Annotated in this window: 15 protein-coding genes and 1 pseudogene; 10 read left to right on the top strand and 6 right to left on the bottom strand. The window is 49.0% G+C overall.

Going from position 1 to position 20,060, the window contains the following annotated elements:
- Positions 1-4 precede the first annotated feature (4 nt).
- Positions 5-2,779 carry a sensor domain-containing protein gene (locus tag KNQ11_RS10840; protein ID WP_214771675.1) on the bottom strand — a complete coding sequence of 925 codons (2,775 nt, stop codon included), beginning with the start codon at positions 2,777-2,779 and terminating at the stop codon, positions 5-7.
- 309 nt (positions 2,780-3,088) lie between these two features.
- Here KNQ11_RS10840 and KNQ11_RS10835 point away from each other — a divergent pair, with 309 nt between their 5' ends.
- Together KNQ11_RS10835 and KNQ11_RS10830 are read left to right on the top strand one after the other, a co-directional pair.
- Complete coding sequence (locus KNQ11_RS10835) at positions 3,089-3,877, top strand: flagellar hook-basal body protein (RefSeq protein ID WP_214771672.1); 789 nt, start codon at positions 3,089-3,091, stop codon at positions 3,875-3,877.
- A 12-nt stretch (positions 3,878-3,889) separates the two neighbouring features.
- On the top strand, positions 3,890-4,672 hold the full coding sequence (locus KNQ11_RS10830; RefSeq protein WP_214771670.1) for a flagellar hook-basal body protein: 783 nt from the start codon (positions 3,890-3,892) through the stop codon (positions 4,670-4,672).
- A 52-nt stretch (positions 4,673-4,724) separates the two neighbouring features.
- On the opposite strand, the gene KNQ11_RS10825 is transcribed toward KNQ11_RS10830, so the two are convergent.
- Positions 4,725-5,573, bottom strand: coding sequence for an NAD(P)-dependent oxidoreductase (locus KNQ11_RS10825; RefSeq protein WP_214771667.1), 849 nt, complete (start codon positions 5,571-5,573; stop codon positions 4,725-4,727).
- 100 nt (positions 5,574-5,673) lie between these two features.
- Positions 5,674-8,214, bottom strand: coding sequence for a HAMP domain-containing sensor histidine kinase (locus KNQ11_RS10820; protein WP_214771665.1), 2,541 nt, complete (start codon positions 8,212-8,214; stop codon positions 5,674-5,676).
- Positions 8,215-8,464: 250 nt separating this feature from the next.
- Between KNQ11_RS10820 and KNQ11_RS10815 the strand changes: the two genes are divergently transcribed.
- From KNQ11_RS10815 to KNQ11_RS16995, 3 genes and pseudogenes are all read left to right on the top strand, one after another.
- Entirely contained in the window at positions 8,465-9,622 is a 1,158-nt protein-coding gene (locus KNQ11_RS10815) for an AI-2E family transporter (RefSeq protein WP_149427914.1), read from the top strand.
- 67 nt (positions 9,623-9,689) lie between these two features.
- Positions 9,690-10,013: a winged helix-turn-helix transcriptional regulator gene (locus KNQ11_RS10810; protein WP_023469481.1), complete on the top strand. Its 324-nt coding sequence runs from the start codon at positions 9,690-9,692 to the stop codon at positions 10,011-10,013.
- 318 nt (positions 10,014-10,331) lie between these two features.
- A pseudogene (locus KNQ11_RS16995) lies at positions 10,332-11,369 on the top strand (adhesive domain-containing protein); the annotation flags it as partial.
- 33 nt (positions 11,370-11,402) lie between these two features.
- Here KNQ11_RS16995 and KNQ11_RS10805 read toward each other — a convergent pair.
- Complete coding sequence (locus KNQ11_RS10805) at positions 11,403-12,920, bottom strand: serine-rich family protein (RefSeq protein ID WP_214771663.1); 1,518 nt, start codon at positions 12,918-12,920, stop codon at positions 11,403-11,405.
- A 102-nt stretch (positions 12,921-13,022) separates the two neighbouring features.
- Between KNQ11_RS10805 and KNQ11_RS10800 the strand changes: the two genes are divergently transcribed.
- The 5 genes from KNQ11_RS10800 to KNQ11_RS10780 all read left to right on the top strand — a co-directional run bounded on the left by KNQ11_RS10800 (position 13,023) and on the right by KNQ11_RS10780 (position 17,277).
- On the top strand, positions 13,023-13,292 hold the full coding sequence (locus KNQ11_RS10800; protein ID WP_214771659.1) for an LPXTG cell wall anchor domain-containing protein: 270 nt from the start codon (positions 13,023-13,025) through the stop codon (positions 13,290-13,292).
- Between the two features lie 79 nt (positions 13,293-13,371).
- Positions 13,372-15,000, top strand: a complete 1,629-nt coding sequence (locus tag KNQ11_RS10795; protein WP_214771642.1) for a hypothetical protein — start codon at positions 13,372-13,374, stop codon at positions 14,998-15,000.
- Entirely contained in the window at positions 14,997-15,614 is a 618-nt protein-coding gene (locus KNQ11_RS10790; RefSeq protein WP_214771639.1) for a class D sortase, read from the top strand. Before KNQ11_RS10795 ends, KNQ11_RS10790 begins: the two co-directional genes overlap by 4 nt.
- Entirely contained in the window at positions 15,611-16,672 is a 1,062-nt protein-coding gene (locus tag KNQ11_RS10785) for a YheC/YheD family protein (RefSeq protein ID WP_214771636.1), read from the top strand. Before KNQ11_RS10790 ends, KNQ11_RS10785 begins: the two co-directional genes overlap by 4 nt.
- Positions 16,673-16,686: 14 nt before the next feature.
- Positions 16,687-17,277, top strand: coding sequence for a hypothetical protein (locus tag KNQ11_RS10780; protein WP_214771633.1), 591 nt, complete (start codon positions 16,687-16,689; stop codon positions 17,275-17,277).
- 38 nt (positions 17,278-17,315) lie between these two features.
- Here KNQ11_RS10780 and KNQ11_RS10775 read toward each other — a convergent pair whose 3' ends face one another.
- Together KNQ11_RS10775 and KNQ11_RS10770 are read right to left on the bottom strand one after the other, a co-directional pair.
- Positions 17,316-18,251 (bottom strand): class F sortase, encoded by a 936-nt coding sequence (locus KNQ11_RS10775; RefSeq protein WP_214771630.1) that lies wholly within the window; start codon positions 18,249-18,251, stop codon positions 17,316-17,318.
- Between the two features lie 96 nt (positions 18,252-18,347).
- The gene (locus KNQ11_RS10770) at positions 18,348-19,715 is read right to left on the bottom strand and encodes a copper amine oxidase (RefSeq protein WP_050678221.1); all 1,368 of its coding nucleotides are present in this window, start codon (positions 19,713-19,715) and stop codon (positions 18,348-18,350) included.
- Positions 19,716-20,060: the final 345 nt, after the last annotated feature.

Here is a 20,060-nt window from a genome sequence, read left to right as displayed (position 1 = left end):
TTTTTCATACAGTCGATTGTTCGAAGAAGTCGTCGACGCGGGAATGATGGGAATGATTTAACTGTTCTTGGACGATGAGGGATAGCGCGCGGACTTGGAAGTCAGCCATATAGTAGAAGAGACCGTTATCGAGTTCAGAAATCGACGTCGGTTCAAGGAAGATGTAAGGGTGTGTCAGGTGATGCAGTTGCAGGGAGAGCTCCAGTTTATGATTCACCGGTAGACGAATCGAGGAATAGAAAGAAATCGTCCGATTCGTACAACGATTAATCAAGATCGGAGACGATCCGACTTGGATCGACTGTCCATTCAGCTTCGAAATCGTCACCTTCGCATGCAGACTAAGAATCGGCTCCTTCGGTGGAGCGGTGCCCGTATCTTTCGGATAGAGAGTGCCGTTTGCAAGCAGTTGCTTAAAAGTCTCGATATCGACGGGTTTACTGAAGAGATAGCCTTGGATCATCTCACATTCCAAGTCTCGATACAGATTCAGCTGTTGCATGTTCTCGATGCCTTCTGCAACGACGGTCAAACCGAACTCCTTCGCCATATAGATGACGTTTTTGATGACGGAGAGACTCTTTGGATCGTGTTCGGCATGGATTGCGAACGATCGATCAATCTTCAGGCAATGCACCGGATAACGCTGGACATAAGAAATCGATGAATAAGCTGTTCCGAAATCATCGAGTGATAGTTTGACACCGAGATCAACAAGACGGTCGAGTGTCTCGAGGACTTGTCCGCCTTCAAGTAGCACGTCGGACTCAAGTAGTTCAATCTCCAACAGATGTCCAGGAACACCGTGTTTTTTTAAATATCGTTCGACGATACTCGCAAAATCACCGTAGAACAGCCGTTTCGGTGATAAGTTGATCGATAACGGAACAACATGCTCCGGTTGCTCATCGAGTAGATCACGAATCAATCGACAGGCTTGATCGAGTACCCAGTCACCGATGTGGATGTAGAGATCACTTTCTTCTGACAGAGATAAGAAATCCTTTGGCGCCAGTCGCCCCCACTCTGGATGTTCCCAACGAATCAACGCTTCCGCACCAACGATACGTCCACTCCAGCTATCGACTTTCGGTTGATACTCAAGGAAGAGTTGATTCTTCTTGATGACATGACGCAAATCGCGTTCGAGTTGATAGCGACGGTATGTCGTGATGTCGAGTTTCGACGAATAGAATTGGAAATTACTCTTAGAGATCGACTTGGCACGACGGAGTGCTGTATATGACTGTTTAATCAACTCTTCTGCCGTATGATCGTGATGGACGGAATAGGTGATGCCGATGAAGACCTTCGAAAACAGTTCATAGGACAAGACGTCGAACCGGTGATGAGTCAGCTCGAGCAATTGATTAGCAAGTCCGATTGCCCGTGTTTCGTCGATTTTACCTTTTAGGATGATAAGGAATTTATCACCAAATAGATGACCGATGAATACTTCTTTTTTGATAATCTTTTTCACAGTTGCACTTGTCTGGCGGATCCATTCTTCCCCGATTTCGTGACCGAATCGCTCAGCGAGACGGCTGTGTTGATTAAACGTGACCGTTAATAAAGTGAAGGGGGAACGATGCTTCAATAATTCCCGAACCTGTTCTAACGTAAAGGCATGATTGGGTAGATCAGTGATCGGGTCATGCATCGACAAGTGCCAAATCTCATGCTGTTGTTCCTTTAGACGCGTGATATCGGTCGAGACTCCATAGTGACCGAGAACTTCACCATGTGCATCGATGATCGGGATACACGTCTCTTCGACCCAGAATTGGCGGTCGGGATAGTTTAAACGATAGACGAGTCGAACGACTTCCCCTTGACGAATTTTCGGATATGCCTCTTTCATGAGGACGAGATCTTCGGATGAGACGAGTTTCGTCCACAATTGATGATCCTGTTCGATTCGTCGGAGATAATCGGTGTACGGTTCGAGGAACCCGGCAGCATGAAACGTCACGGTATTATCTTTATAACGATGCTCATAAGCAGTAGTATGCAGCGACGTGAAGAACTTTTTAAGAGAGGCAATCGCAAGATCCCGTTCTTGCTCGAGATGGATGAGGGGTGTCGCATCTTTGAGTATGAAGAGAAGTGAACTCGGGATCGTATCCGTCTGAACGACCCCTTCACAGTGGACGATCTTTTGGAATTGACCTCTGCGCCCCATTCGTAACTGCATCGAGAAGGTTGGAATTTGTCCCATATGCAGCGCGAGACTTTGTTCGCGAAAAATCGTTCGATCCTCTGGGTGGAGTTCTTCAAGAAAGTCATAGGTGTCCATCTTCGCTAAGTGTTTCTTAGAAAGTTGTAATAGTGTAGCGAGAGAGGGTGATGCAACGATTTCTTTTGACGTTGGAAAGTATTCAACGAAACTGACTCCTTCGATTGCGTTCGTCAATCGATCTTTCATCAATAAGCGCTGGTAATCGGTTCGGAGTTCTTGTTGCTGTGATACATCACGGGCAATCCCATAAAGACCGATGATGACACGTTGATCGTAAATCGGGATGTTCGTGACGTTCAACGTCAACCAATGCCCATCTTTATGACGAACCGTCGTCGTGAAGTGGACGGTTTCGCCCGAATAGACCCGTTTCTTGAACTGGTTGACTTCCTCTACATCATTGGGCTTTAAAAACGTTTCGAAATGGAGTTGCTTAAGACTATCCCGGTCGTAACCGAGCATAAGCGGAAATTTATTGTTGAAGGAAATGAAGTGACCTTTTGTATCCATCGTATAGACGGCATCCGGATGATTTTCCAAAAAATAAGTGACGTCGGACAGTGTGTATAAATCCAAAGACCCAGGCACAGTTCGTTCAGTGGCACGTTTTTAAAGAAGCTCATAGGTTTCACCTCGAGAATCATGTTTTTGTTGTTTATAGCATAACAATATTTGTCAATTTTTAATATGTAATCTATTAAAAAAAAGGCGAACGGGATTCTGATAGGTCTTTTGATTCATCTCTTCCGAACATTACCTTTTTGTTCAAAAAAGCTCATAATTGATGAAGAAGCGACCGATATACTGAGAGGAAAGAATTGAACATGAAGTCAATGAGGAGATGAACGCATGCTACGAGGAATGTATACGGCGTCGAATGCGATGCAGGCATTACAACGCCAACAGGAAATGCTCAGTAACAACTTGGCCAATGCGCGGACGCCGGGCTTCCGAGCCGATCAAGCGTCACTCCGGACATTTCCGGAGATGCTGATCCAGCAGACAGCAAACAATGAACGGACAGGTGTGCGGGGAGTCGCGACGGTCGGAAAACTCGCGACCGGTGTCTTCATGCAGGCAGCGACGCCAAACTTCACGCAAGGTTCAATCACGGAGACGGGCAATGCGACGGACTTGCAAATCAGTTCGCTTGACGGGGCACCGCTCTTTACGATTCGCCATCAGGATCCGTTGACGGGAGAGGAAGAGACACTTTATACGACGAACGGACAGTTCGCCGTCGGACAGGATGGATTACTCCGGACAACGGAGAATGATCTCGTCCTAGATACGAACGGACAACCACTCAACGTCGTCAATGAAGATTTCCTCGTTGACGCGAATGGTGCCGTCACAGACGGAAACGGTCAGGCGATCGGTAACCTCGGTCTTGTCGTAACTGATCAACCGGAGACGCTTGAGCGGACAGGAAACGGCTTGTTCCGTTCCGCTAATCCATTGAACGCCGGAAACGTCCGAGTTGATCAAGGTGTACTCGAACTCGGGAACGTCGAGATTGAACAGACGATGGCAGAGATGAATGCTGGTCTGCGTCAGTTCGAAGCCAATCAAAAAGTCATTCAAGCGTACGACCGGACAGCGGAGAAGGCTGTTTCCGAAATCGGACGCGTTCGCTAATAGGAGGATACGATGCAATCAATCTATACATCCGCAAGTACGATGGGACAGTTGCAAAAACAGCTCGACACGACCGGTCAAAACCTGGCTAACGTCGATACGAACGGCTATAAGCGTCGGGATGCCCAGTTCAATGAATTGCTCGTCCGTAACATCAATAACCAAGCGGCGGGCTTCACACCAGGTCCATTGACGACACCAGAAGGGCTTCGACTCGGTGTTGGAGGCTACGTCGCAAACGAAGCGACACGGTTTGGCGTCGGAACGTTCCGGACGACGGACCGAAAACTCGACGCAGCACTTGGGAATCCACACCATTTCTTCGGTGTCATCGATACGGATGGCGTAACGAAGTTCACGCGAGACGGGAACTTTCAGTTGTCACCGCAAGCGAACGGACAAGTTTTGCTGACGGACGATGCCGGACGCTCAGTCATCAACCAAGCGAATGATCCGATCGTCTTGCCGGCGAACGCGACAGAGATTGAGCTGAATAAGGACGGCAACATCACGGGGATCCTAAACGGGGATCGTCGTGTCCTCGCTCGAGTGGGTGTCGCGGACATCCCGAACTACGGTGAGTTGACGGAAGTCGGTGGTGGTTTGTTCACGGCGACCGGACAATACCAGAATGCAGCGGGCAATCCGTTGACGGTCGGTCGACTCGAGACATCAAACGTCGATATGGCACTTGAGATGACGAACTTGACACAGCTGCAGCGGGCGTATCAGTTCAACTCGAAAGCGTTGATGACGAGTGATCAGATGATGGGAATCGTCACGTCTCTTAAATAATCTCACAGCAAAAGGGTGATGCTTCTCATATCGAGAGGTATCACCCTTTTCATTATTTTTCTTGTAACGCGAGATAGATCGCTGCCATGTCCGCATCACCATAAGTCGGTTTTGCTTCAGCGTAGCTAGCGTCCGTCGCTTCTGCAAGTGGTAGTTCGAGCTGTTGACGTTTTGCTTCCGCCGTGATGAGTCCGAGATCCTTTGCCATCAGACGGAGCGGGAAGGCGGACGGGAAGTCGTTCTTCCGGTACATGTCGCGTTTCCCGGTGAAGAGCGGGGTGTTCATCCCGGAAGCACTGATCATCTGAATCAGCTTCTCCTTCTCGAGCCCCGCACCTTCTCCAAGCAACAACGTCTCCGCGACCCCTTGTCCGACGACAGCAAGCAATAAATTAATGGCAAGTTTCGCCGCACTGCCTGTTCCGTGTGGTCCGAAATGAATCGTTTCCTTGCCGAGTAGGTCAAGATATGGCTGACAGGTCGCGACGACTTCTGAGTCACCACCGGCAAGTAAGACGAGCTGACCGTTTTCTGCGACCGGAACGGAGCCCGAGACCGGCGATTCCAAGTACGTGCCACCGCTTTTTTCGACGAGACGAGCCATCTCCTTCGTTTCTTCCGGTGAGATCGTACTTAAATTAACGATCATTTTACCGCTAAGAGCGGGTGTGATGTCTTCGATGACGGATGCGACAGCTGGTCCGTCCGCGAGCATGACGAAGACGATATCGCTTTGACGCACGACGTCCTGTGCTTCTTTGACAGCTGTCGCTCCTCGTTCAGTCAGTGGAGCTGTCTTTTCATACGTCCGGTTGTAGACGGTCAAGCCATGCCCACCGTCAAGTAGACGTGTTGCCATCGGTACCCCCATATGTCCTAACCCAATCCATCCAAGTTGCATGTCGATTCCTCCTTAAAATAATGCGCTTTTGACTATACCCCGCGCCTGATTGAATCTAACGACAAAAAAGACCGTCCATGTGATGTGAACGGTCAGGTGATTAATCTTCATATGTGAGAATCGTCGAGATGACAGCGATCGGGAAGCGAATCGTAAAGGTTGATCCGACACCGACGACGGATTCGACATCGATCGTTCCGTTGTGGTGTTTGACGATTTCCTTACAGATCGAGAGACCAAGACCGGTCCCGCCGATTTTTCGCGTCTCGGAGTTATCGACACGATAGAACTTATCGAACAATTTCGGAAGCGCGTCTTGCGGAATCCCGATACCTTCATCTTGGATCCGGATTTGAGCGAAACCGAGTTCATTTGTAATCCGTATCAAGACCGTACCACCGCTCGGGGAGTACTTGACGGCATTACTGAGTAGGTTGTTCAGCAACTGCTTCATCTTTTCTGCATCGCCGTCAATCATGATTGGTCCACGGGCTTCGAAATCAATTTGATGCGTCTCGTGCGAGACATCATAGAACTCGATCAAGTCCTGGGCGAGTTCGACGACATCGAACGTCATCATCTCATAGCGATGTTCACTCGACTCCATGCGCTGAACGTCGAGGAAGTCATTGACGAGCGTCGTCAGGCGACCAGTCTCGGAGTGAATCGTCTGCAGATATTTCCGTTGCCGTTCTTCCTCGAACCGTTTGTTGAGCATCAGCTCCGTGAAGCCATAAATCGAAGAGAGTGGGGTCCGTAACTCATGCGAGACGGTCGAGACGAACTCTTCCTTCATCCGCTCGGCTTCCGTTTCTTTCGTCACGTCGCGAAGAACGAGCATCGTACCGACCCATGTGCCGTCGACTTCAATCTTCTCAGCGTAAATCTGGATATAGGTACTATACTTTCGAATCGAGACAATCAAGCTATCTTTCGGTAAATCGAGTTCGACGATTTGTTCGATGTAGCGTTCGAACGCTGCCGGTTCATCAATGATGTCAGCTAATGCCTGCATCGCTTGCTCGAAGGCGGAGCGTTCTTCATCCTCGAACTGAGTCGGGACTTCCGGGAATAACGTCATCAGCGGTTCGTTGACGAGTAACTCATCTGTCTCATGTTCGATGTAGACGACGGCTTCCCGAATCGAGTTCAATAGTTGTGTCGTCTTGTTTTTCTCACGGATCATTTCCTCATAGATGCCCATCCGTAGGAGTGAGAGTGACAATTGATGCGAGAACGACAGGATGTCGCTCATTTGCTCCGTCGTGAAGGCATCACGATAACGAACGAGATAGATGCAGGCGATCATATGCTCTTTTGACGGATCCATGACAGGAACCGCGACCTCATACATATAGTACGGATACGGAAGCGGACTCTCGTGCGCGACCTGTTTTGATGAATGAACAGGACGCTTCAAGAGACTCGCTCGGTGCAAGAGTGACTGATCGTCAGAGACAAGACGACCGACCATCTCTTCCGTCATCCCGTAATCGATCGTCGAGCGGACTTCTTGTTGATCGAGGAACAACAGGGCACCGATTTCAGAATGCGTGATGGAGACGAGCTTTTCGATGATTTCCGGATAAGCCGTCAACGTCTCACGAGAAGCGAGCGTCTCCGTCAATTCATTGCGATACTTCAGGTGTTGTTCACTGCGAAGCGTGATATCGAGTGCTTCTTCGAGTTCCTCCTGCTGCGCTTGCAATTCTTCTTGTTGGGCGACGAGTTCCTCTTGTTGCGCTTGGAGTTCCTCGTTCTTCGCCAGCATATGGACCTTGTTATCGGCAATCGAAGCCGCCATCTGATTGAACGATGCCGTCAGCGTATGCAGTTCATCCTTGCGTTTCGGCAATGGAATCGCTTGAATGTCTTCTCCCGTCGCAAGTAAGGCGCTGTCGCGAGACAGTGTATTGACCTGCTTCGTGACGCGGCTGATGAACGGGCGTACGAGCGAGAAGAGGACGAGAATCAAGACGACGAGATTTGAGAGCCAGATGAACTGAGCAACACGCATTTCGCCAAGGAGATCGTTCTTCGCATCGACTTCTTTCCCTTGGATCAGCGTCAGATAATCAGCAAGTAACGTATCAATCCGTGTCATGTCGACATCAGCGTCGGATAAACTAACCGATCCGCGTAACGTACCGTTTTCAGTGAACAAATCTTTTCCGTTCGATAGGGCTGCGAGTGTATTCGGATCAACAAAATCTTCGTTGATCTTTCCATCTTTTTTTCCTTCGACGTATTCGTTGAGGAGCGGAAGCGACGTTCCGAAATAATCGTCATACATTTGACGTGTCGCGGTTGCATATTCTTGACCTTGCTCGTATACGGCATACTTCTCAAACCATGTCGTCAAGCGATTGATCTCCTGTTGGTTTGTCTTGACGGCATCAAGCGTTTCTTGTGAGCCGGTCAATAAGTAGGATTTGACGTTGCTTTGGGCAGCAGTCCATTCGCTAGCGAGTGCGTTTGCATTCGTCCGTCGTTCACGCAAATCATCGAACGTCGCATTCGCCTGATCGATCTTCTGTTCCGTGTAGAAATAAACGATCGCAGACGTGATGCTGAGGGCGACGAACACCATATAGAAGGCGAACATCAATTGGCGACCGATGGTATGATTGATCCATTTCACTGGGGTATCCTCCGTATTCTATTTTTACATGTATCAAAAAGATTTCTTAAATGCCGAATACACTTATCTTACGTAGATTTGAAGGTCTCGGCAAATCTGAATCTGCAAAATTGACTAAAACAAATATATCATATATGTGTTAAACGATAACGAACTATATATTTTCTAAGAATAAGGATTAAGAAGTATCGTTTTAAGGAAAACTAAAGAGGATATTGAACTTCATCATTTTATGTAGGGAAGTGGTTAGATGCAAAAAATGTTCGAAAACAAATGGTACCGATTCGCTTGGTGGGTCATGACGTTACTGATCATCGTCTGGATTGGTAATCACGTTACGTTCCTATTCCGACCAATCGCGATTCTGCTTCAGATGGTCGCACCGCCACTCGCGATTGCCGGAATTCTGTATTATGTCCTGCTACCGATCGTCGAGTTGCTCGAGAAAAAGATGAAGCGGCGCCCGGCTGTTTTGATCGTGCTGGTCGGTTTGATTGGTATACTGACGACACTCGGATTCATCTTTGGTCCGATGTTGTCAGAGCAGATCACACAGTTCGTCAATTCGATTCCGACGCTTGCGACACAGTTCCAGCGGCAATTGGTCGACGTTCGGGAACAACTGGAGAACAGTGCGTTCTTTTCACGATTCATGACGGGGCAAGACAACTTATTCAATAAGTTCTCGGGAAACATCTCGGAATACGCTTCGACGTTCCTGAAGAATATCGGCACAGGTGTCGGTGGATTCGTCAGTGTCCTGACGACGACGGTCGTGACGATCGTCATCATTCCGATCATGTTGATCTACATGTTGCTTGACGGCGATAAGCTCAAAGGCAATCTCGTCAAGCTGATGCCGTATGAGTACCATAAGGAAACGAAGAAAATCCTCGGGGACGTCCACTTGACGATCATGAGCTACATCCGCGGGCAAGTCATCGTCAGCATCGGTGTCGGGATTATAGCTTACATCGGATACCTGATCATCGGGATCGATTATGCGTTATTGCTCGCTTTGTTTGCGACACTAACGAACATCATTCCGTTCCTCGGTCCGGTTCTCGGTGTCATTCCGGCCTTGATCGTCGGGTTCATCCAGGATCCGATTCTTGCGATTTATGCGATCATCGTCATGACGGTCGCGCAGCAAATCGATTCGCACATCATGTCACCACTCGTGCAAGGGAAGACGCTTGACGTTCATCCGTTGACAATCATCATCGTCTTGCTCGTCGCTGGTAACATCGCCGGTTTCTTCGGCGTCTTGCTTGGTGTTCCGTTCTACGCTGTCATGAAGGTCGTCATCCTGAACATTCGTCGTCTCTATCATCTCCGGTCGCAGAAGAAGATGGTCATCACAGAGGAAGAGAAGACGTTTGATACGATCATCACGGAGCGCGATTGAGTTTTGAAATTCACGTAAAAGTACGTCATACTGAAGAGGTAGCTAAGAAAAAGGGGGCAGGAATCAGATGGATTCACGTCATACCGAAGAACAAGCCGATTTACTGGCATTGCAGAAATTCCAACACAACTTCGAGAACAGCTTGAAGTCGAGCATCATTTATCTCTTGCGTGATGGTGCGTTGACGATCGGGGAACTCGAGCAACGGATCGATCAGTCGCACGGTCAAATCCTCGAACAGTTACAGGAATTGATCGAAGATGGACTCGTAGTCCAACAGATGTCTGAGAAAGTACACGGACTTGCCTATTATTTAACGGCACCCGCTGAAGATCTCGTCCGACAGTTCAAGGAATCGATTCGGTGGAGTAAACAGCACATTCGATACTAAAAAAACAGGGTTCTAGACCTACGAGCAGATGCTCGTAGGTCTTTTTACGTTTTTTAAAACTATGGTCATATAAAATTAAATTAAGTCGTTTTTACACAAAATGGATAGAACTAGTATGAAATAAAATTACAATATATTTTAGTGGTTTATTATTAATAATATATATTATTTATATTTTTATGGTAAATTAATATCTAAAATACTGGTTAATAATAACTATTCAACCATTACTTTTGTAAAAAATTGTATATTTTTATGGTAATTGCATGCATAATAATAGGTGTACGATTATTTTTTCCGTAGAAAAGGAGTGTTGAAATGAAGAAAAAAGCACCTGATTTTCGAAAGAAGATGAATCGACACCATAGAAACCACACACGAAGACTAGTAAAACTGCTGGCAGCGTCCTCTCTCGCCCTCTCTCCGATCTCATTCACCTATACGAAAACCGAAGCAGCTGAGAATTCTGAAAAGAAGTTTCAGACGCAACAAAGCCAATTCGCGAACTCAGTTCGAAACTCGCTTGTCCAAGGACCGAATCGAGTCAGCTTAGCTGAAGTTCAACTATTGACGGATGTCGCGGTCAATGCAAATCTGACGGAACAACCGAATAACTATGATTTAGCCCTTAATTTAACCGGAATCGGATTAGCCGATGCGGAAGTATTGAACCCGGACCGGGTGGCTGTCTTCAACATTCCAGATTTAGCGGGAAAAATGCAGGCGAACGGTAGTGCGTCGGTCAGTGTTGAATTATTACCCATCACACTTGAAGATTTACCGACGCTTAAAGGACAGCTAGATCCGTTGACGGGAACAGTAGCAGATACTGTGACTGATCTATTAGCGGGTATCGATCGATTACAACGTACTCCAGTCGTAGGTAGTTTGTTGAGAGTGGAGGGGCTCACAGAATTAACGGATGCTCTGGACAATCTACAGAATTTAGATACCGCACTGTCAGACCTTCTAGATTATGAGGGCTCCGCTCCAGTCACGATTAATCCGGATGGTTCAATCATCATCGATTTTAGTGATGGTTTAGGACAGCATCTTGATACGGTAACGAAACAAGTTGTCCAAGACGCCTTAACCGATTTAGTCAACGCCATCACGAATTTAAAACTATCCGGAATAGCAGGAAACTTAATTGATCCTGTTTTAAACCCAGTCAAAAATTTACTGCCAGGTGTGAACAGTCTTTTAACGGCAGTAACGAACGATACAGTGAACTTGTCGAATGAACTCGCAGGTGTACAAGTACTTGGACCAACTTCTGTTAGTGCCAATGTCATCGTTGATAAACCGGCTGGAGTTGCTCAAGACGAAGTTGTTGTTACAGGATCTGTCGTCAATACGTCTGCAATCGATGTACAACTGCTCGCCGATCTAGATGGTCAAGATACGATCGTCTTTGATGAAGAGGCAGATGGAGATGCTGACGCCGATGCTGACGCGGATGCTGATGCTGACGCCGATGCTGACGCGGATGCTGATGCTGACGCGGATGCCGATGCCGATGCTGATGCTGATGCTGATGCTGACGCCGATGCTGACGCCGATGCTGACGCGGATGCCGATGCTGATGCTGATGCTGATGCTGACGCCGATGCTGACGCCGATGCTGACGCGGATGCCGATGCTGATGCTGACGCCGATGCGGATGCGGATGCCGACGCTGATGCTGATGCTGACGCCGATGCGGATGCGGATGCCGACGCTGATGCCGATGCCGACGCGGACGCTGATGCGGATGCCGATGCTGACGCCGATGCTGACGCCGATGCGGATGCGGATGCCGACGCGGATGCTGATGCTGACGCGGATGCCGATGCTGATGCTGATGCTGACGCCGACGCCGACGCGGATGCCGATGCCGACGCTGATGCGGATGCCGACGCTGACGCCGATGCCGACGCCGATGCCGACGCCGATGCGGACGCTGATGCCGACGCCGACGCTGATGCGGATGCCGACGCTGACGCCGATGCCGACGCCGATGCGGACGCTGATGCCGACGCCGACGCTGATGCGGATGCCGATGCTGACGCAGACGCTGATGCGGATGCTGACGCGGATGCTGATGCTGACGCCGATGCTGATGCTGACGCCGATGCTGATGCCGATGCTGATGCGGATGCCGACGCTGACGCCGATGCGGACGCGGATGCCGATGCCGACGCGGATGCTGACGCAGATGCCGATGCGGATGCCGACGCTGACGCCGATGCGGATGCCGATGCCGACGCTGATGCTGATGCTGACGCCGATGCGGATGCGGATGCCGACGCGGATGCCGATGCCGACGCGGACGCTGATGCGGATGCCGATGCTGATGCTGACGCTGATGCTGATGCTGACGCGGATGCCGATGCGGATGCTGATGCTGACGCCGATGCGGATGCCGACGCGGATGCCGATGCTGATGCTGACGCTGACGCCGATGCGGATGCCGACGCTGACGCCGATGCCGACGCTGATGCCGATGCTGATGCAGATGCCGACGCTGACGCCGATGCGGATGCTGACGCCGATGCTGATGCCGACGCTGACGCCGATGCCGACGCCGATGCGGACGCTGATGCCGACGCCGACGCTGATGCGGATGCCGACGCTGATGCGGATGCCGATGCTGATGCCGATGCGGATGCGGATGCCGACGCTGACGCCGATGCAGATGCCGATGCTGACGCCGATGCGGATGCCGATGCCGACGCCGATGCCGATGCTGACGCTGATGCGGATGCGGATGCCGACGCCGATGCGGATGCTGATGCGGATAACGATAACAATGGAGACAAGGATAATGCTAATGGTGGAAATGACGACAATACTGACAATACTAATGGTGGAGATAATGGTAACAACGAAAATAGTGGAGACGATTCCAACAATGTTTCGAATCAAAACACTAATACTGACAATGATAATATCGTCATAACGATTCCAGCCGTGACACCACCTATGACACCGCCTAGTAATGGACCAGTCATCACCCCATCTCCAATAGTGAGTTCAGGATCAAACATCAAGCCTACACCTTCATCAGGCTCTCTAAGTAGTTCGAGCGTTAAACCGACGTTACCAAACACTTCGGTTAAAGCATCAACCGCGAAATCACCACTCGTTTCAAAACCGATCACTCAACCAGTCAAACGAATCGTCGGTGGTACGTTACCGAATACTTCCGAAAATCTGTTCTTGATCACCCTCATGGGAATGCTTGCGACAGCTGCTGGATTGTTCACGAAACTGTTCCGTCGCCGTCCACAAGAGTAAGTCATGCTGTAGTTAATCGTAGTGGGGCCATCTGTGCCTCACTGCGATTCATCCTTTTAGAATAGGAGTGAAGCTGAACATGGATCTGCTCAACCGATTCACCACTGCCATGGATGTACTGGAACAACACATGAAGACCGATGATATCTATTACTGGAATCGTCAGATGATGTTATTCGTCTCACTCGGACAAGCATCGGAGCGAGCCCATGTCGTTCGATTTCAAGGCAAAGGGCTACAATCCGTAAAAGATCAAGCACGCAATTGGCTCCGCCAACAACCAGAAGTAGCGTGGTTGAAGCTCGACATCGCCCGAAACTTTGAGGCACTCTCGTTTGAGACCTTAAACGAGCGGGTGAAAGACACACGGAAAAATTACTTCCGATACGGAATCGCGTTTGATCGGAAGATGCAATGTGCCTATCTAGAAGAAGAATTGAATGGCAATGCCGTTTTGACAAAAGATCCGACGCATCAAGAACTACACATCAATCTAACGAACTTGAGCAATTATGCGTACCAACAAGGGCGGACGGAGCGGATTGCCTTTCAACCGACAAGTCCATGCCTCCTCTTTGATACACTCGGTGTCTTCGCAGACGAAACACCACATGTACTTGAAGTCATACGTGATGTCGAAAAAATCCGTGAGACGACAAGCCCACTTCCTTCTGAAATCAAGACGATCGTCGCCCAGTCGAGTGAGTACCTTGCTCGCCAAGTCCGGGCGAATGGTCGCTTCCAATATGGTTATTTTCCCTGCTTTGATAAACCGATCAAGTTCTATAACAGCTTACGTCATGCAAGTACACTCTATTCGATGATTGAAGCCTATCGACTGATACCAAGCGAACAATTACGCCAAGCGATCGATCGAGCAAAACGTTATTTGGTCGAGGAACTGATCGTACATGAAGGGGAGCGTTCCTTCGTGCTTGATCGCGAATCAAACGAAATCAAACTCGGTGCGAATGCTGCAGCGATCTTAGCATTGACGGAATACATGCAGACGTTTCAGACGACGGATGAGTTACGACTCAGTCAACGACTCGCAGCAGGCATTCTTTCACTGCAACAACCATCGGGTCAATACCTGCATGTACTCGAGTATCCGTCGTTTGCGTTAAAGGAAGCCTTCCGGATCATCTATTACGAAGGAGAAGCGACATACGCCTTGATGCGGTTGTACGCACTCGATCCCAATCCACGTTGGCTCGATAGTGTCGTCCAATCATTTGATCATTTCATCGCTAAGTCGTACTGGAAGTTCCACGATCACTGGTTGAGCTACAGTGCGAACGAATTAACGAAATGGTTGCCGGAAGCGCGTTACTTCCAGTTCGGTCTCAAGAACGTCTCCCCGAAACTCGACTTCATTCATCACCGGGAAACGACGTACCCGACGTTCCTTGAACTGATGCTTGCTGCACGCGAGATGATCGACCGGATCGAAGCGCTTGGAAGAGTCGACTTATTAGCCGACTTTCCACTCGACTGGCTCGACCAGACGATTGAACGACGGATGATTTATCAGCGAAACGGTTTCTTTTATCCGGAAGTCGCGATGTATATGAAAAAACCCGGTCGGATTCTCGGAAGTTTTTACATCCGGCACCATTCGATGCGGGTCCGGATCGATGACGTCGAGCATAATTTGTCTGGGTATTGCCGGGCATGGGTACGAATGCTGAAGGAGGTGCCGTCATGATGCGACGCGTATCAACGCTGTTACTCGTCATCGGACTTGCCTTACTTGGATACGTCGGATATCAAAAACTGACGGTCCAGCAAACCTTGACGACGGAACTCGCAAAAGCAAAAGATGTCGTTCGGGCGGAAGAAAAGTCATCGACCACATCAAAATCAGAAGCAACGAGCAAACCATCGAAGGAGAAGACGAAGGATGTCCTCTTCCGAACCGGTGAGACGGTCGGATATTTAAGAGTGCCATCACTTGAGATGGAGTTACCGGTGCTTGAAGGCGTCGATGATGCGACACTCGCAAAAGGTGTCGGCCATCATCCGGAGACGGCCTTTCCAGGGCAAGGCGACCGGATTTTCCTCGCCGGGCATAACGATACGACGTTCTCGAAAATCAGTAAGTTGAAGAAGGGCGACGAGGTCGTCCTCTATCTCGCGAACGGGTCCTATCGCTACGTCATGCAATCGAGCGAGATTGTTGATTACAAAGACACGCGGGTCCTTGAGTCAACGAAGCAGGAGTCACTCGTCGTTTCGACCTGTTATCCGTTTTATAACGTCACGGACAGTACGGAACGTTATTTGATCTATTTTGAACCGATCGAGGAGGATGCGTCATGACACGAATCGGAATTTTACGCCTGAACGAGAATCCGCAGTTTCGCGATAAGATTGCCTGCGTCATCGGTGCTTCGATGGGCGTTGACATCTTCTTTTTCCGTCCGCGCGATGTTGATTTCAAAAACCGGACGATCCGCGGACTCTTCTTCGACGAAGATGCGTGGCATCCAAGTATGTATGAGTTTCCGGACGTCATCTACAATCATTTGCCACTCAGTGATGCAGACAAGGAATTATTTAATCGTCTTGCAGCCGAGATTCCCTTTACGACGCACCGGATTGGGAATAAAAATGTCGTCTTACGTCAACTGGCGCAAGAAGGGACGTTTCAAGATGTCTTGATTCCGATGCATCGGGTAAAGAAAGGAAAGGCGATCTTCCCGCTGGTTGAGAAGTACGGAAAAATCGTCTTCAAGCCGGCGAACGGAAAACAAGGACAACGGATTTATACGATTGAGCAGGAGGGAGATAAGTACCGGTTCAGTCATCTACTCGAGTCGACCGTCTGTTCGACAGGGGAATTGATCAGCCGCATCGAAGAAGAGACGAAACGGAATCCGATGATCGTCCAGCCGTTCATCGCCTCGCAAACGATTCATGGGCATTCGTATTGCATGCGGATCCATGTCGCGAAGGGAGCGAACGGGCAATGGAAACTCGTCAAATATTTTCCGTTTGTCAGCAACAATCACCAAGAATCGGTCAGCCATCTCAGTCACGGAGCGTTCTCGACGACGCGGATGGACATCTTCATGAAGCAGAACTATCCGGATCAACATGAAGCGATTTCGCGACGGATCGTTGACTTTGCACGACGATTCCCAGCCTATTTCGAATCGTTTTATGCCTATCCGCTCGATGCGCTCGGGATCGATGTCGGGATTGGTGCGGATGGACGTATCTATCTCTATGAGGTCAACAGCTTGCCTGGTACGCGCTATGTCGAGTTTCAGGCAGAGTATCTCGCGGTCCAGTATTGCCAGTACCTTGCGACACATGGGCGTCCCGGTGTACATGGACTCGACCGGGGATGGATGAAGGAACGGATCGAGGCTTAGAAAAGAGGCGACGTGTGAAGACAGTATTGTTTTATGTGATGTCGGGCTTGCTCGTCCTCCTCATCGTAACGAAATTCATGGTCCCACTCTTCGGTTGGTTTCAGGCAGAGGAGCCGGTAAAAGAAACGAAACCACGGACGTCAATTCGACTGAATGAAGCACAGCTGAAGCAGTTCGATCGCGAAGATCGACTCGGTGTCGTCTATGAGATGGCAGGATTGAAGCTGAAGACGCTGGACGTCGATACGACGGAAAAAACGCGACAAACACCGCTCGTTCAAATGAAGGTCGAAAAACAAAAGCTCCTCCAAGTGATGGGGGAGCAGGGACGGTTGCTTGCGATCACGGTCAAAGTGACGAATCAGTCAGCGGACGAGATTGAAATCTTACCGAAGATCGGGGAGTATGAGACAGAGGACGAGATTGTGACGATTGCGGATCAATTTAATGCCTTGAACGGTAAATACAAACCGGATGAGAGTCGGATCGGGATCGTCTTTATTCCGTCGGAGCAACTCCGCGTGACGGAAGGACGACTCAGTCTGTTCTATGAAACGATGTCCGGTAAGAAACAACTCCGGATTGCATTACCAGCAGCAAAATAAAGAACGGGATGCCTCCAAGTTGGAGACATCCCGTTTTGTCATTTCTGGACGGCGCTGAACGCGTCTTCTGATTCGATTCCTGCTTTATTGACCGCTGTGACGACGAAACGACCTGTTGCATCTTCTGGGAGTGGGAACGCTTTACGCTCGATCGATTCTGTCGTACCGAGTTTTTTGCGTTTTCCATCCTTCTCTTGATAGACGTTGTATTTGACGACGTCTTCATCGGTTGACGCATACCAGTTGATGAATCCACCACTGACGCGAATGTTCGTCGCCGGTTTTGGTGGCGTCTTGACTGGATCCGATGCTTTTTCGTCGAGTTCCGTGAAGACGACGAGTCGGTCATCATACGTGCCTTGGTTCTCATCATACGTTCCGATACAGGTGATCAAGTTGAGGTTCCGGGTATCGGCTGGACCAAAGATTTTCTTCAGTGGTGCTTTTAAGTGATCATACTGGACGAGCTCTTTGACGCGGAAGACGAGCTTCCGTCCGGACGCATCGGTGATTTCGACCGGATCACCTTTCTTCAGCTCATGCAACTTATAGAAGATTGCTGGACCGGTCTTCGTATCAGTGTGACCGTCGATGACGGCATTACCGACGTCACCTGGACGCGGACCGAACTTGTACCAGCCGGCTTGTTGTTCGTTTTTAGGTGTCGCCATCGCGCCATCTTTATCGAGCCCGACCTGTTCGATTTTCGTCTTGATGTCGTGCTTCGGGATGAAGAGTTGTTTCGGAAGCTCGACCTCCGTTGCCGAGAGGTCCTTGAACTCCTTCTTGAAGATTTCAGACGGCTTGAGCGGATCTTCTTCCTTCGTCTCGGAAGAGGCCGCGGATTCTGTTTTTGGATCACCTTGCGTGATGTTTGATGTATCCGGTTTTGTTTGACCGAACAAGAGGAACAGCAGTGTTCCGACCGATGCGACCATCAAGAGGATGCTCGCTGGTAATAACCAACGTTTCATAAACGCGTATCTCCTTTCCGAGAGAAGGGATTCCCTCTATGTACAAAAATAACAGGATAGCATGTCGCTATCCTGTTATTGATTATACCCAATTTCTTAGGCGTTTTGACGTTTACGTGCGAGGACAAGACCGACTGCTCCGAGTGCAAGACCGAATACTGCGATCGCACCAGTTGTTGCAGCTGAGTTGTTGTCGCTCATTCCACCGTTACCTGTGTTAGGCATTGATCCTGGAGTACCATCCATGAACTTCTCTGGTGATTGTTTAACGATTGCATCACCGAGGTTAGCTCCTACGCCGTACATGTAAGCGTAAGACTCACGGAATGTGTCGACAGAACCTTTGTAGTCGCCTTCAACATACTGCATGAACGTATCTTGGACGTAAGTCTCGTGACCTGATACGGCTTCTTGTGCTGCTTTTGTTGGAAGGTTTTCTTCTGTAGCTGCACCAAGGAATGCACCGAAGTCGTTCGAGAACATTTTGAGCATATCTTGTGCGTCACCCATCAATTTTTTGTCGTCATTGATTGCTGCTGTGACGAGATTAGCTTGTGCTTCGATGTGGTTTTTCGTCCAAACTTGCTCGAATTGATCTGCACCGGCTTGACCGTATACTGATTTCATTGCTGCTTTGAAGTCAGCTGTATGCATATCTTCAGCCCAGTTTGCTGCATCGTAATCTTTCGCTTGGTCGACACCAGCTGTCATGCTGAGGTTTGCAAGAGCAACGTGTTCAGCTGCAAGGCTGTTGAGTGTTGAACGAAGGTCTGCTGCTTTTGAGTCAGCTTTCGTGTTGTCGAATTTCTCAGGCATCTGTGTTGTGATAGCAACAGAGAGTGCTTTTGAGATATCATACATACGGCTGTAACCTTCGCGGAACGTGTTGTACGATCCTTCGTAGTCACCAGCTGCATATTGCTGGAATGTTTTGTAGACGTCTGCTTCGTGAGCACGGAGAACTTCTTCAGCAGCTGCTTTCGGGAGTTTACCTTCCGTAGCTGTATCGAGGAAGCTTGAGAGATCTTGGACGAACTCTTCTGTTTCTTTCTTCGAAGCGTTGATACCGTCTTGGTCGTCCGCTTTTACAGCTTTGACGAGGTCTGTCGTATATTTGTTGTGATCAACGAAGATTTTCTCGAACTGTTTTGCGCCTTCTTCGCCATAGACTGAAGCGATTGCTGGAGTCATGTCGAGTGCGTTTTGTTTAAGTGCTGCTTCGTAATATTGCGCGTCTTTTGAACCGTCATATTGTTTCTTCATGTCCATGACTGCAAGGACGAAGTGCTCAGAGAGTAATTGATCGAGTGTTGCACGAAGATCAGCGGCTTTTGTTTTGACCGTGACGTTTTTCGGTGCATCTTGTTTCATGTCTTCTCCGCCACCGGAAGCGAATGCTGCCGTTCCTGGTAGTACGAGTGCTGCTGCCATTGCTGATGCTGCGAATTTTTTCGTGTGTTTCATCTTAAATCATTCCTCTCAGTTTTTGGTTTATTTGGTAGGTGTTTCTTGCCTGTTCTGAATAGCTTACGCAACGTCGGGTGATTTGGATTGCATAAAGTTTTAATTTTTTCAATGAGTTGTTGAAGTGATGTTTCGTGCCACCCAAGAACCGTTGATGCGTCGTTCTGGAAAGCTTACGCCGGACAGTTCAGTTTGGATTTAAAAAAGTGTAAAAAAACCGCAGAACGTGGGAAACTGTTTTTCGCCTTCCTTATATACACAAACTAAAATTTTTTAGAGGAATTGCCTGTCTGGTCGTGTTACACTAGTTGCGGAACACGTTTTGTAGCGAATTTGGAACTATTT

Origin of the sequence: Exiguobacterium sp. s39, assembly GCF_018618925.1 — a bacterium.
Lineage (GTDB): Bacteria > Bacillota > Bacilli > Exiguobacteriales > Exiguobacteriaceae > Exiguobacterium_A > Exiguobacterium_A abrahamii.
Note: the sequence above shows the minus strand (reverse complement) of the source record. Positions and strands in the feature narration are given on the sequence as shown.